Here is a 13,440-nt window from a genome sequence, read left to right as displayed (position 1 = left end):
GCGTTGGAGCGGCCATTGCCGCCCTGCTTCCCCGGCTTTGCCTCGACATCACCGCGCAACACGAAAGCGATGTAATCGTCCAGCGAGCCGTCGAACTCACGCGCGGTGCCGCCATCGACCAGCACCAGCCGATCGGCGGTCAGTTCGATCATGTGGCGGTCATGGCTGACGATCACCACCGCGCCGGTATAAGCGGCCAGCGCCTGCACCAGCGCCTCACGCGCGTCGACGTCGAGGTGGTTGGTGGGTTCGTCGAGGATCAGCATGTGCGGCGCGTCGCGGGTGATGAGCGCGATCGCCAGCCGCGCCTTCTCCCCGCCCGACAGCTTGCCGACCTGCGTCGTCGCCTTGTGCCCCTCGAATCCGAAGCGGCCCAGTTGCGCGCGCACCGCCGACTGGCTGGCGCCCTTCATCATCAGCGTCATGTGCTGAAGCGGGGTTTCGTCGCGGTCGAGTTCCTCGACCTGATATTGGGTGAAATAGCCGACGCGCATCTTGCCCGACGCGTTCATCGCGCCATCCATCGGCGCCAGTTGCGCCGCCAGCAGCCGCGCCAGCGTCGTCTTGCCGTTGCCGTTGCGGCCGAGCAGCGCGATGCGATCGTCAGGGTCGATCCGCAGGTTCAGCCGCTTGAGGATCGGTGTATCGTCATAGCCGACCGACGCCAGGTCCAGCGTGACCAGCGGCGGGCGCAGTTCGTCGGGTTTGGGAAAGTCGAAGCTAAGGCTGGGATCGTCGACCAGTTCGGCGATCGGTTGCAGCTTGCTCAGCATCTTGGCGCGTGACTGCGCCTGTTTCGCGGTCGAGGCGCGGGCCGAATTGCGCGCGACATAGGCCTGCAGCTTCTCGCGCTCGGCCTGCTGCTTGGCCTTGGCCGAGGCGATCTGCGCCTGCCGTTCGGCGCGCTGGCGCTCGAACGAGTCATAACCGCCCGGATACAGCGTCAGCTTGCCGCCCGACAGGTGCAGGATGTGATCGACCACATTGTTCAGGAAGTCGCGCTCATGGCTGACCAGCAGGATCGTCGCGGGATAGGTTTTGAGGAAGTCCTCCAGCCACAGCACCGCTTCCAGATCGAGATGGTTCGACGGTTCGTCGAGCAGCAGCACGTCGGGCCGCGAGAAGAGCAGGCTGGCGAGCGCCACACGCATCCGCCAGCCGCCCGAAAAGCTGCTGAGCGGGCGGTGCTGCGCTTCCTCGTCAAAGCCAAGCCCCACCAGAATCTGCGCCGCGCGTGACGGCGCGGTATAGGCGTCGATGGCGATCAGCCGATCGTAAACATCGCCCAGCCGGTCGGGGTCCTCGCTCGTCTCGCTTTCCACCAGCAGGGCGGCGCGTTCGACATCGGCGGCCAGCACCGTTTCGAACGGCGTCGCCTCACCCGCGGGCGCTTCCTGCGCGACATAGCCCAGGGTGGCGCCGCGCGGCATGTCGACGCTGCCACCATCAGGTTCGAGCAGGTTGGTCAGCACGCGGATCAGCGTCGTCTTGCCCGCACCGTTGCGCCCGACCAGGCCGATGCGACCCTTGGGCGGCAGTCGCGCGCTGGCGCCGTCGATGATCGTGCGTCCGCCAAGGCGCACCGTGATGCCGTTCAGATTAAGCATGGCGCGCCCTCTAGCAGCTTGCCGCGCCGCACCCAAGCATCCGGTCGCAACGTCATTACTCGGCGGCGAGCGCCTGCGGCTTCCACTGGATCTGACGGCTGTCCAGCGTCGCCAGGTTGGTCTTTTCGATCAGCACGCCGCGCGACTGATAGCCCAGCAGCGATTTGACCGGCGTGTCCAGGTTGCGGATCAGGATCGCGGTCTGTTCGGATGAGAAATCGGTCATGCCGCGCGCGCGCTCGACACCCGCTTCGTCATAGACGTGCAGCACGTCGCCCTTGACGTAATTGCCTGTGACCGAGCGCACGTCATAGCGATCGATGCCACGCTCGCCGCGATCGATGGCGTCGGCCGCTTCGGTCGAAATGACGATGCTGCCCGCCATCTGGAGTCGGTTGGTCAGCCATGTCGCCCAGCTGGTCAGCGGTTCGTCGAACGCGACACAGGTGGTGCAGGGACGCTCGCCCTTGAGCACCGAGGAAATGGGGCTTTCGACCTCACCATTGGCGATCAGCGTGTTGCAGCCGGCATTCTGCGCCATGTTCGCGGCCTGCATCTTGGTCAACATGCCGCCGCTGCCCAGTTCGCTGACTTCGCTGGTCACGGCCAGATACTGGCTGACGTCGTGCACCGTCTCGACCAGCTTGGCGCCGGGTTCGGAAGGGTTCTTGTCATACAGGCCATCGACGCTGGTCAGGATGACCAGATCCTGCGCCTGGATCATCTGCGCGACCTTGGCCGCCAGCCGGTCATTGTCACCGACGCGGATTTCCTCGGTCGTGATGGTGTCGTTTTCGTTGATGATCGGCAGCACGCCGGCATCGAGCAGGCGGTGGACGGTGTTCTTGGTATTCAGGAAGCGGGCATGATCCTCGAAATCGCCGAGCGTCACCAGGATCTGCGCGATGTCGAGTTCGTGCTGGTGGCCGATATGTTTGTAGGCATCGAGCAACAGCGGCATTCCACATGCGGCCGCGGCCTGTTTGTCGCGCAGGCCAGCCGTCGCGGGGGTCACGTCGATCATCCGCATACCCAGCGCAACCGCGCCGGACGAGCACAGCACGACCTCATACCCTTCGTCCCGAAGCAGCGCGATGTCTTCAAGCACACGCTGCATGAACCCCCAACGCGGTGTCAGCCGGACCTGATCGGTCAAAAGACTGGAACCCACTTTTACTACAATGCGTTTCGGTTCGTTCACAAATAACTCCAGCGGTATTCATAATATCAATGGCAATAGCGATAATATTACAACGTCGTCTCGATGATCTGTCCGTTGACTTTTCGGATCGCTCAAAATATGGATTTCCTATACACATTTGAGCGCCTAAGGCAAACTGCCGCGCGCAAGGCAGGTGGCGTCTGAAACTATATTGGCAAGGGGTTGAAACTGGCATTTGCCATGCAATCTCAGACTGATCGAGCGTATCTCGATGTTAAGCCTAATCTATGGGAGAATATTTTTTGCGGATCGCATTGGTCGGACACGGCAAAATGGGCGCGGCGCTGATGTCGCAATGGGCAGCGGTGGCGGATCGGCAATTTCCCGATCATCGTTTCGACGTGGTCGACCCCGCTGCCGAGCCGGGCGGCGGGCCGTTGCCGCATGTGACCTTTCTGAACGCGCCGCCGACCGATGCCACACTGTATGATCTGGTGATCGTCGCGGTGAAGCCGCAATTGCTGGACCAGGTGCTGCCCGCTTATGCCGGGCTGCTGGCCGAGCAGGGCTTTGTTGCTTCGATCGCGGCAGGGGCGTCGATCGCGCGGCTCAAGGCGCTGAGCGGCGATGCGCCGGTGGTGCGGATCATGCCCAACCTGCCCGCCGCCGTCGGTGCGGGTGTCAGTGGCCTGTGTGCGGACCTGTCGGTCACGCCGGCGCAGCGCGAGCAGGTCGAGGCGCTGATGGCGGCGGTCGGCACGGCGATCTGGGTCGACGACGAGGATCAACTCGACCGCCTGACCGCCGTGGCCGGGTCGGGTCCGGGTTATGTGTTCGAAATCGCGCGCAGCTATGTCGAGGCGGCGCGTGCGCTTGGCTTCGACGCGGACACCGCGCGCGCGCTGGTGCTGGGCACGCTGTCGGGCACGATCGCGATGGCGCAGCAGTCGGGCGACGATCTGGGCGAGCTTCGCGCCAGTGTGACAAGCAAGAACGGGACGACTGCCGCTGGCCTGGATGCGCTGAACGGCGACGGTGCGCTCGACGCGCTGATGCGATCGACCCTTGATGCAGCTTATGCACGCGCGGTCGAATTGCGTTGACCCCGGCGGCCGTCCTATCCTTCTTCCCGAAATTGGCGCACCGGCGCCGGAAAGACGAAATCATGACACTGTTGCAGACCAAGCCCGAAGCCGCCAACGACGAGACGGTATCCGACGCCGCCGCGCTTGTGGCCGAACTGGGCCGCACGGCAAAGGCGGCTGCGCGCGTGCTGGCGACCGCCGATACCGATACGCGCAACAAGGCGCTGCTGTCGGCAGCGCGGCGGCTGCGCGAAGCGGCACCGTCGCTGATCGAAGCGAATGCCGCCGATGTCGCCGATGTGCGCGACCACAAGCCTGCTGCTTTCATCGACCGGCTGATGCTCGATGAAAAGCGGGTTGAGGCGATGGCGACCGCGCTGGAGGAAATCGTGGCGCTGCCCGATCCCGTGGGCCGCGAACTGGCGCATTTCGAACGGCCCAACGGGCTGGACATCCGCCGGGTGGCGGTGCCGATCGGCGTGATCGCCATGATCTTTGAATCGCGTCCCAATGTCGGTGCCGATGCCAGCGCGCTCTGCATCAAATCGGGCAACGCCATCATCCTGCGCGGCGGATCGGAAAGCAGCCGTTCGACGGCGGCGATTGTCGGGTGTATGCAGGCCGGGCTGGAGGATGCCGGCCTGCCGCGCGATTGCGTGCAGACCGTCGGAACTTCGGATCGTGCCGCCGTGGGCGAACTGCTGCGCGCGGTCGATCATGTCGACCTTGCGATCCCGCGCGGCGGGCGCGGGCTGGTCGAATTGGTCCGGCGGGAAGCGCGGGTGCCGACGCTGCTGCACCTCGACGGCAATTGCCACAGCTATGTCCACGCCGATGCCGATGTCGATCAGGCGGTGCAGGTGATCCGCAACGCCAAGCTGCGCCGGACGGGTGTATGCGGCGCGACCGAAAGCATCGTTGTCGATCGCGCGATCGCCGGTCGCGCGATCCCCGCGCTGGTGGAGGCGATGCCCGATTGCCAGTTGCGCGGCGATGCCGATGCGCGGGCGATCGACGCCCGGATTGGCGCGGCCAGCGACGAGGATTGGGACACCGAATATCTCGATGCCATCGCATCGGTGAAGATAGTCGACGGGCTGGAGGAGGGCATTGCCTTTGTCGCGGCGCATTCGTCGGGCCATACCGACGCCATTCTGACGCAGAATGACGATGCCGCGCGCCGCTTCCTGCTGTCGATCGACAGCGCGGTGGTGATGCACAATGCCTCCACCCAGTTTTCGGACGGCGGCGAGTTCGGCATGGGCGCCGAGATCGGCATCGCAACGGGCAAGATGCACGCGCGCGGCCCGGTCGGGCTGGAGCAACTGACCAGCTTCAAATATCTGGTGCGCGGGTCGGGGCAGGTTCGCCCCTGATCGCGTTCGCCGTCCGGCGAGCAGCCTCGGTCTGCAAGTCGCGTTCCCGATGACGCGTGAGCGTTACGACAACGACAACATCAGTCCGCGCTTCAACTTTAACATCAGCCAGTCACTCTGACGGGAATGGATCGTCATAGGTTGCGCCGACATGCGGCGCGCCGCGTTCGGCGGCGAGGTGTTCCTGCCTTTGCCGCTCGCGATAGGCCTCGCGCTGGGCATCGCTGCGTTCGCGGTGACAGGCGGGGCAACTGACGCCCGCTTCGTAAAGCGGTGAATCCAGATCCTGCGGGGCGACCGGACGGCGGCAGGCATGGCACAGCGCGTGCGTGCCGGGCGTCAGCCCGTGACCGATCGCCACACGCTGGTCGAACACGAAACATTCGCCGCGCCACAGGCTGTCCCGCTGGGGCACGCTGGCAAGATAGTTCAGGATGCCGCCCTTCAGGTGATAGACCTGCTCCACCCCCTCCTGCTTCAGGAAGGCGGTCGATTTCTCGCACCGGATGCCGCCGGTGCAGAACATCGCGACCCGCGGCTGGCGCCCCTGGCCCAGCAATGCGTCGCGGCGGTCGCGGAACCAGTCGGGAAAGTCGCGAAAGCATTCGGTCTGCGGGTCGATCGCGCCGTCGAACGTGCCGATCGCGACTTCATACGCATTGCGCGTGTCGATCAGGATCGTGTCCGGGTCCGAAACCAGCGCGTTCCAGTCGGCGGGATCGACATAGGTGCCGACACTGGCGCGCGGGTCGATGTCGGGCTGCCCCATCGTCACGATCTCGCGCTTCAGGCGAACCTTCATCCGGTGAAACGGCATGACGGGCGCGCCCGACAGCTTGACATCAAGGTCCGCGCAATCGGGCAGCGCACGGATATGGTCGAGGACGACCTCCAGCCCCGCCGCCGTGCCGGCAATCGTGCCGTTGATCCCTTCGGGCGCCAGCAGCAACGTGCCGCGCACGCCCTGTTCGCGGCACAACGCCAGCAGCGGCGCGCGGATCGTTGCGGGGTCGGCGAAGCTGGCGAAGCGATAGAGTGCCGCAACGGTGATCGGCAGGGTTGTGTGGGCGGGATTCATCGCCCGTGCCATAGCGTCACCAGCGTCCGGCGTCAGCCATCAGAAGCGAAAGCTGACCCATCCGGCCACGAAGTCCGATCCGGCATAGCCCGCGCGTGTCAGGACGGGACCGGCATCCAGATGTTCGTATCGGCCGGTAAAGGACAGGCGCGGCGCGATCGACCAGACCAGTTGTAGCCTGAGCGATTCGGCGATCTTTGATCCCTCCACCAACTCGGTTCCGGCAAAGGGCAGGCCGTTGGCGCGATAAACCGCATCGGTCGCATTTTCCCGCCACGCGAACTGATATTCGGTGGTCAGCCGCACGCCCTTGACCGGGGCAAAGGTGAAATTGGGCGCCAGCGTTATCAGGTTGGATGGCGTCAGGAACAATTGATAGCTGTAATAGATGTTGTTGCCGAACGGGGTCGTCGCGTTGCCGAGCGTGCCCTGGTCATAGCCGCCACCGCCCGTCGCATAATCCGCGTGAAAGCCGATTCGCGGTGCGCTGGCCCCGGCGCCCAGCCGATAGGTCTGGGCCGCGAGGATCTGCCATGCGTCGATTTCGCGGTTGTCGAACCGGCCCGACTGATGGTTCACTGTCCAGTCCAGCGTCGCGCGTCCGACATCGCCCCATAGCCGTGCGCCGGTGAACCAGCGCCGTTCGCGCGCGGTCGTGTCGCCCCAGCGCTGCTCGTCGTGCAACCGCCAGACAAAGGGGTCGAAATAAAGCTTCGATCCGCCCAGCCATTCGGTGGGCGCCACGACGCCCAGGGTCGCGCCGGAGAAGCGCGTATCATCGTCCGAAGGATCGTCGCCAAAGCCCTGATCGCCAAATTCGGTCAGTTCGAAATCGAACAGGTCGGCGCGCAGCCGCGCGCCGCGCACCCAGCCCCGGACGCCGTTCAGGACATAGCGGATGGTATTGTTGTCGCGTTGCGACACCAGCAGGTTGGACCCGTCGGTAAACTCCTGACGACCATAACGCGCGCCGACCTGCATCCCCGCCACATCGCCGCTGACCTCGCCAAAGGCCTGTTGAACGATGGCATCGTTCCTGAGCGTGGCGGCGGGCGCGCCGATATTTTCGCCGGCGATGCCGCCATGCGCGACTTCGCCGAAGAAGCGGACATTCGGTCCCAGATGCAAGTCGGCGCCCGCGACGATGCGGTTGATATCCTGTCGCTGCGCCTCGACCTCGCGCAGATTGGGATTGGTGGTGTGATTGACGCGCAGGCGAAGTTCACCCGACAAGGTGAGGTAGATGTCGCCATCATCGTCGAGCGGGAGGAACTTCAACCGGTCGAGCGGGTCGTCACGGCGCGCGGGGTCCCGATAACCGCGCCAGTCCTCGGCCCAGCGCGACAGATTGTAGCCAGCCGATGTCGCGCCGTCGCCCGCCGCAGCGGCGGGATAGGAAGTGACACCCGGCGCCGCGCGATTACGCGTCTGGTCCGACTCGGCCGGCGACACCTGGGTGCGAAGCACCGGAATGGGGGGCAGCGATTGCTGCCCGGCTTGTTGGGGCGCAGCCGGGTGGGCGCCGAGCGCGGCGGGGGTGAACAGGACGAGCGAAACGGTGGCGGCACCAAGGCCGCGTCGGCAGGATGACAGGAGCATGAGCGGTTCCTCAGCGATGCCTGAAAAGCGTGGGCGGCGTGCGGCCGCGCGTCATTCGGCGGCGACGGTGCCTTCGGGTAGCTGATCGACACTGGGCAGCCGGCCCGCGATCGCCGCATCGAACTGTTCGCGGTCAAAGCCGCCTTCCCAGCGGGAGATCACGACCGTCGCCACCGCATTGCCGATGAAGTTGGTCAGCGACCGGCATTCGGACATGAAGCGGTCGACCCCAAGGATCAGCGCCATGCCCGCGATCGGCACCGAAGGCACGATCGACAACGTGGCCGCCAGCGTGATGAAGCCCGCGCCGGTCACGCCCGCCGCGCCCTTGGACGACAGCATCGCCACGCCCAGCAGCAGCAATTGCTCGCCGATGGTCAGGTCGACATTGCATGCCTGCGCGATGAACAATGCCGCCAGTGTCATGTAGATGTTGGTGCCGTCCAGGTTGAACGAATAGCCGGTCGGCACGACCAGCCCGACCACTGATTTGGGGCATCCGGCGCGCTCCATCTTCTCGATCAGCGATGGCAGCGCGCTTTCGGACGACGACGTGCCGAGCACCAGCAGCAGTTCCGCCTTGAGATAGCCGATCAGCTTCAGCACCGAGAAACCCGCCAGCCGCGCGACCGCACCCAGCACCACCAGCACGAACAGCAGCGAAGTGAGATAAAAGGTCGCGACCAGCCCGGCCAGATTGGCCAGCGTGCCGATCCCGTAAGCGCCGATGGTGAACGCCATCGCACCGAACGCACCGATCGGCGCGGCCTTCATCACGATCGCCACCAGCTTGAAAAAGGCGGTCGAGAACGCTTCCAGCGCATCGAAGATGCGCTCCCCCGGCGGGCCGATCATCGCCAGTGCGATGCCGAACAGCACGGCGACGAACAGCGTCTGCAGGATGTTGCCCGATGTCAGCGCCGACAGCACCGTGTCGGGAATGACGCCCAGCAGAAACCCGGTCAGCGTCGTTTCATGCGCCTGCGCGGCATAGCCCGTGACTTTCGAGCTATCGAGCGTGGCGGGGTCGATGTTCAGCCCGGCGCCCGGCTGAACGACATTCGCCACGATCATGCCGATAATCAGCGCCAGCGTGGAGAAGAACAGGAAATAGGCGAACGCCTTGCCCACCACTCGCCCGACCCGGCCCAGGTCGCGCATTCCGGCGATGCCGGTGACGATGGTCAGGAAAATGACCGGCGCGATAATCATCTTGACCAGCTTTATGAATGCATCGCCCAGCGGCTTGAGCGCCTCGCCGGTTGCGGGCGCGAAATGCCCGACCGCCACGCCCAGCACGATCGCGATCAGCACCTGCACGTAAAGGTGGCGATACCAGGGGCGGGCCGCTGGCGGCAGTGCCGCGGTCGGGGCGTGGGGGATGTGGTGCGCCAATTCGGCTGTTCCTCTCGCTCGTCACCGGCGCCGGTTCGTTCGCTGACACCGTCTGTGCGTCCGAATGTCCTACACCGGCAGGACAAAGGCAAAAAAAGGTGAACACGGCCGAAAAGAGTGGATTTCAGGGTTTTTTGGGATCCCGGCGCCGACTTTCTGTGTAGAAAGCTGGACATTATGTCGGCACTTTGTGCAACATCTGACACATGTCCGAATCCGCTTTCCCCCGGTCCCGGCATACCATTGCGACGGTGGCGCTGATCCTGATCCTGATGGCCGCCGCCGGTTGGGTCGCAGGGGTTGTCGCCGAACGTCGCGTGGTCGCCGCACGGCTGGTAGCGATGCGAACCGACGCGGCGTTGCGTTCGGCGCTGCTGGGTAGCGAGATTGCGCGCTTTCGCCTGTTGCCGCTGGCGCTGTCGGGCGACAATGCGGTCATGCGTGCGCTGGATGGCGATCCGGCGGCGCTTGGCGTCTTGAACCGCAAACTCGAATCGCTCAGCCGCCGGACCGGGGCCGCCGTCATCTATGTCCTGCGCGCAGACGGTCATGCCATTGCCGCAAGCAACTGGCGCACGCCGACCAGTTTCGTCGGACAGGATTACAGCTTCCGGCGCTATTATCGCCAGGCGTGGCGCACCGGGGAGGCGGCGCAATTCGGCCTTGGCACGATGACGGGCCGGCCTGGCCTTTACCTTGCGCGCCGGACGCCGGGCGGCGGCGTGATTGTGGTGAAGCTGGATTTCACCCGGATCGAGCGGCAATGGGCGAGCGCCCCCGGCATCACGCTGGTCGAGAATGCCGAAGGGGTCGTGCTGGTGACGAGCGAACCGTCGCTTCGCTTTGTCGCGACGCATCCATTGCAGCCCGGCCGGGCGACGACGCTGCGTGACGAATTCGGCGTGCACGGGACGCTGCGCCGCTGGTCGCCCCCGCCGGGGTCGCTGTCGGTCACGCAGCCGACGGCGATCGGCAACTGGCAACTGGTGCTGGTGTGGTCGAGGGCGACGGCGCTGGGCAATGTGGTGGTGATCGCTCGCGCGGCCGGTGCCGCGCTGATGCTGGCGATCATTGCCGCGATCATGGCCTTGGCCGGTCGTGCGCGAAGACGCCGGGCGGTTCGGCAGGCGGAACAGGCGCGCACGGCCGAACTCGAAGCCGCCGTGTCCGCGCGCACCGGCGAGCTTCGTCGCGAAATGGAGGAGCGCCAAGCCAGCGAAGCCCATGCCGCGATGCTTCGCGAAGGGCTGCGCCAGGCCAACCGGCTGGCCACGCTGGGTCAGGTGACGGCCAGCGTCGCGCATGAAACCGCACAGCCGGTGGCGGCGATCCGCACCTATGCCGCGACGGGCGCGCGGCTGCTCGACCGGGGGGATCTGAACGAGGTGCGCGGCAACCTGGCGGCGATCGACCGGCTGGCGGGCCGCATCGGCACGATCACCGACGAGCTTCGCGGCTTTGCGCGCAAGGCGACCGAGCCGGCGGGGCCCGTGCCGCTTGCCGAGGTGCTGGATGGCGCGTGCCTGATCCTGAAGGACCGGCTGCGCGTCATTTCGCTCAGGATCGACGCGGTGCCGCCGGACCTCTCCGTGATCGCCGGGCGCGTGCGGCTGGAACAGGTTCTGGTCAATCTGTTGCAGAACGCCGCCGAGGCGCTGGAGGGGGTGGCGGCGCCGGTCATCACCGTGTCGGTCGCGGCGAGCGAGGAATGGGTGCGGATCGGGATCGCCGACAACGGCCCCGGCATCGCGCCCGATCTGGCCGACCGACTGTTCACGCCCTTCACCACCAGCCGCGCCAACGGGCTGGGACTGGGCCTGGTCATTGCACAGGACATCGCCCACGACCTTGGCGGGACGTTGCGCCATGTGCCGAGCGAGTGTGGCGCTTGTTTCGTGCTGGCGCTGGCGCGCGCATGACCGGCCGGGCATCTGTCGTGGCGCTGGTCGAGGATGATGCCGATCTGCGCCGATCGATGGCGCAGATGCTGCGGATCGAGGGGCACGACGTTACCGAGTTCGACAGCGGCGAGGCGGCGTTGCAGGCGATCGGGCGCGATTTCGCCGGGCCGGTCGTCACCGATGTGCGGATGCCGGGGTTGAGCGGCATCGACCTGTTCCGTCGCCTGATCGACCGTGATAGCGATCTGCCGGTGCTGCTGGTCACGGGCCATGGCGATATCGAAATGGCGGTCGCGGCGCTCAAGGTGGGCGCGTGGGATTTTCTGACCAAGCCTTTCGACCCCGCCGCCCTGCTGGCGGCGGTGGCGCGGGCGGCGAGCCATCGCCGGCTGGTGATCGAAAACCGCCGGTTGCGCGCCGAGGCACAGGCGGCGGCGGCGGTGTCGCCCATGATCGGGCGGTCGCCCGCCATCGCCCGGCTTCGTGAGACCGTCGACGTGCTGGCCCGCGTCGATCTCGACGTGCTGATCGAGGGGGAAAGCGGCACCGGCAAGGAATTGCTGGCCCGGCTGATCCATTCGGGCGGCACCCGGCGCGGCGGACGGTTCGTTGCGCTGGCATGTGCCGCGCTGCCCGAAGCGGTGATCGACGGCGACCTGTTTTCCGCCAATGGCCCGATCGCGGGCGCGCATGGCGGGACATTGTTCCTCGACGATGTCGACCGCGCGACGCCCGCGCTCCAGGCGCGGCTGGCGGAGTTTGCGGAAACGCGGATGGTCGGCGCGCGCGGCCATGCGGTCGCGGTGCCATGCCGTATCATTGCGACGGCGGGCGAGAGCGAAGGCACCGGCGCGGACAACATCGCCCCGGCGCTGCGCTATCGCCTGGCCGGGATGCGCCTTCGCGTGCCGCCGCTTCGCGAGCGTCATGAAGACGTGCCGATGCTGTTCGCCCATTTCGTGGAGACGGCAGCGGCGCGGCTGAAACGGCCCGCGCCAACGATCGACGCTGCGGTTCGCGACGCGCTGATCCGCAATCCATGGCCCGGCAACGTGCGCCAGTTGCTGAACGTCGCGGACCGTTTCGTGCTGGGGCTGGAACCGCTGGCGGCCGGCAGCGCGGGCGAACCGTTGCCCGAACGGGTCGCCGCGTTCGAGCGCGATGCGATCATCGACGCGGTGCTGAGCGCACGGGGCGAGGTTTCGAGCGCGATCCAGGCGCTGGGGCTGCCGCGCAAGACCTTTTACTACAAGGTGGCGCGGCACGGCATCGACCTGGCCGCGCTGCGTCGAGCATTGGGGTGAGACGGGCGGGTTGATCCTTCGCGGCGGCAAAGCGTTGCTCCGCGAAAGGGAGGCTGGATTTGGACGTTGTGACCATTCTTCTACGGCGGCTGAACGAAATGGCGGCGGACGCCATTCGCCTGCTGCCGCAACTGACGATCGCGCTCGTCGTGCTGGCGCTCACCTATCTGGTGGCAAAGTTCGCACGGCGGATTGCCGAACGGCTGCTCAAGCGCACCGAATTGCGCGGCACGCTGGTCAATCTGGTCGAAACGCTGGTCGGCGTTCTCATCTGGATTATGGGCACGCTGATTACGATGTCGATCGTGCTGCCGGGGGTCACGCCCGCCAACATCCTGGCGCTGCTGGGGCTGGGTTCAGTGGCGATCGGCTTTGCGTTCAAGGATATCTTCGAGAACTTCCTGGCCGGTATCCTCATCATGCTGCGCCGGACCATGCGGCTGGGCGATGTCATCGAATGTCAGGATGTCGAGGGGCGCGTCGAGATCATCTCGCTGCGCGACACGCATCTGCGCCATTTGTCGGGCGAGCTGGTGATCGTCCCCAACGCCTACCTGTTCAAGAATCCCATCACCGTGCTGACGCAAAAGCCCGACCGGCGGCATTCGGTGGATGTCGGTGTCGCCTATGACGTCAATCTGGATGCCGCGCGCGAGGTGATTGCGGGCGCGGTGCGAAGCTGCCCCACGGTCGATGGCGATCAGAAGGTAGAGGTGTTCGCGCGTGAGTTCGGCGACAGCTCGATCAACTTCCTGGTGCGCTGGTGGGCGGGGTCGAAGCCGGTCGAGGCACATGCCAGCCGTGATGAAGTCGTGCGCGCGATCAAGCGGGCGCTGGACGATGCGGGCATGGAAATCCCGTTCCCCTATCGCACGCTGACATTCAAGGAACCGCTGCCCCTGTCGCGCGCGAGGGCCGATGCATCCGAATAGG

Annotated in this window: 10 protein-coding genes; 5 read left to right on the top strand and 5 right to left on the bottom strand. The window is 65.8% G+C overall.

The genetic code is table 11. From position 1 onward, the window contains the following. Together VL973_RS02570 and proB are read right to left on the bottom strand one after the other, a co-directional pair. On the bottom strand, positions 1-1,607 hold a 1,607-nt coding region (locus VL973_RS02570; RefSeq protein WP_325282468.1), incomplete at its 3' end, for an ABC-F family ATP-binding cassette domain-containing protein. A 55-nt stretch (positions 1,608-1,662) separates the two neighbouring features. Further along, a complete protein-coding gene (gene proB / locus VL973_RS02565) occupies positions 1,663-2,808 on the bottom strand; it encodes a glutamate 5-kinase (protein ID WP_325282467.1) in 1,146 nt (381 codons plus the stop codon). 248 nt (positions 2,809-3,056) lie between these two features. Between proB and VL973_RS02560 the strand changes: the two genes are divergently transcribed. Both VL973_RS02560 and VL973_RS02555 read left to right on the top strand, forming a co-directional pair. Further along, positions 3,057-3,872 (top strand): pyrroline-5-carboxylate reductase family protein, encoded by an 816-nt coding sequence (locus VL973_RS02560; protein ID WP_325282466.1) that lies wholly within the window; start codon positions 3,057-3,059, stop codon positions 3,870-3,872. Between the two features lie 62 nt (positions 3,873-3,934). Beyond that, positions 3,935-5,230, top strand: coding sequence for a glutamate-5-semialdehyde dehydrogenase (locus VL973_RS02555; protein ID WP_325282465.1), 1,296 nt, complete (start codon positions 3,935-3,937; stop codon positions 5,228-5,230). Positions 5,231-5,342: 112 nt separating this feature from the next. Here the strand turns inward: VL973_RS02555 and trhO are convergent, their stop codons facing one another. The 3 genes from trhO to VL973_RS02540 are packed head-to-tail and all read right to left on the bottom strand — an operon-like array spanning position 5,343 to position 9,302. Then, entirely contained in the window at positions 5,343-6,308 is a 966-nt protein-coding gene (gene trhO / locus VL973_RS02550; RefSeq protein ID WP_325282464.1) for an oxygen-dependent tRNA uridine(34) hydroxylase TrhO, read from the bottom strand. Between the two features lie 39 nt (positions 6,309-6,347). Next, positions 6,348-7,907 (bottom strand): alginate export family protein, encoded by a 1,560-nt coding sequence (locus tag VL973_RS02545; protein WP_325282463.1) that lies wholly within the window; start codon positions 7,905-7,907, stop codon positions 6,348-6,350. A gap of 51 nt (positions 7,908-7,958) precedes the next feature. Continuing rightward, complete coding sequence (locus VL973_RS02540) at positions 7,959-9,302, bottom strand: dicarboxylate/amino acid:cation symporter (RefSeq protein WP_414712182.1); 1,344 nt, start codon at positions 9,300-9,302, stop codon at positions 7,959-7,961. A gap of 206 nt (positions 9,303-9,508) precedes the next feature. Here VL973_RS02540 and VL973_RS02535 point away from each other — a divergent pair, with 206 nt between their 5' ends. The 3 genes from VL973_RS02535 to VL973_RS02525 all read left to right on the top strand — a co-directional run bounded on the left by VL973_RS02535 (position 9,509) and on the right by VL973_RS02525 (position 13,439). Further along, positions 9,509-11,221: a sensor histidine kinase gene (locus VL973_RS02535; protein ID WP_325282462.1), complete on the top strand. Its 1,713-nt coding sequence runs from the start codon at positions 9,509-9,511 to the stop codon at positions 11,219-11,221. Continuing rightward, complete coding sequence (locus tag VL973_RS02530; RefSeq protein WP_325282461.1) at positions 11,218-12,507, top strand: sigma-54-dependent transcriptional regulator; 1,290 nt, start codon at positions 11,218-11,220, stop codon at positions 12,505-12,507. The genes VL973_RS02535 and VL973_RS02530 overlap by 4 nt, the downstream gene beginning before the upstream one ends. 68 nt (positions 12,508-12,575) lie before the next feature. Further along, a complete protein-coding gene (locus VL973_RS02525; protein WP_325282460.1) occupies positions 12,576-13,439 on the top strand; it encodes a mechanosensitive ion channel family protein in 864 nt (287 codons plus the stop codon). Position 13,440 lies beyond the last annotated feature (1 nt).

It is taken from the genome of Sphingomonas sp. (genome assembly GCF_035490575.1).
Lineage (GTDB): Bacteria > Pseudomonadota > Alphaproteobacteria > Sphingomonadales > Sphingomonadaceae > Sphingomonas.
The sequence above is the reverse complement of the archived record's forward strand: the minus strand, read 5'-3'. Positions and strand labels throughout refer to the sequence as shown.

What these genes read in the sequence shown, in the direction of transcription:
- VL973_RS02560 (WP_325282466.1), top strand. Translation starts at nt 3,057, where the DNA reads ATGGGAGAATATTTTTTGCGGATCGCATTGGTCGGACACGGCAAAATG.
- VL973_RS02555 (WP_325282465.1), top strand. Translation starts at nt 3,935, where the DNA reads ATGACACTGTTGCAGACCAAGCCCGAAGCCGCCAACGACGAGACGGTA.
- trhO (WP_325282464.1), bottom strand. Translation starts at nt 6,308, where the DNA reads ATGAATCCCGCCCACACAACCCTGCCGATCACCGTTGCGGCACTCTAT.
- VL973_RS02545 (WP_325282463.1), bottom strand. Translation starts at nt 7,907, where the DNA reads ATGCTCCTGTCATCCTGCCGACGCGGCCTTGGTGCCGCCACCGTTTCG.
- VL973_RS02535 (WP_325282462.1), top strand. Translation starts at nt 9,509, where the DNA reads ATGTCCGAATCCGCTTTCCCCCGGTCCCGGCATACCATTGCGACGGTG.
- VL973_RS02530 (WP_325282461.1), top strand. Translation starts at nt 11,218, where the DNA reads ATGACCGGCCGGGCATCTGTCGTGGCGCTGGTCGAGGATGATGCCGAT.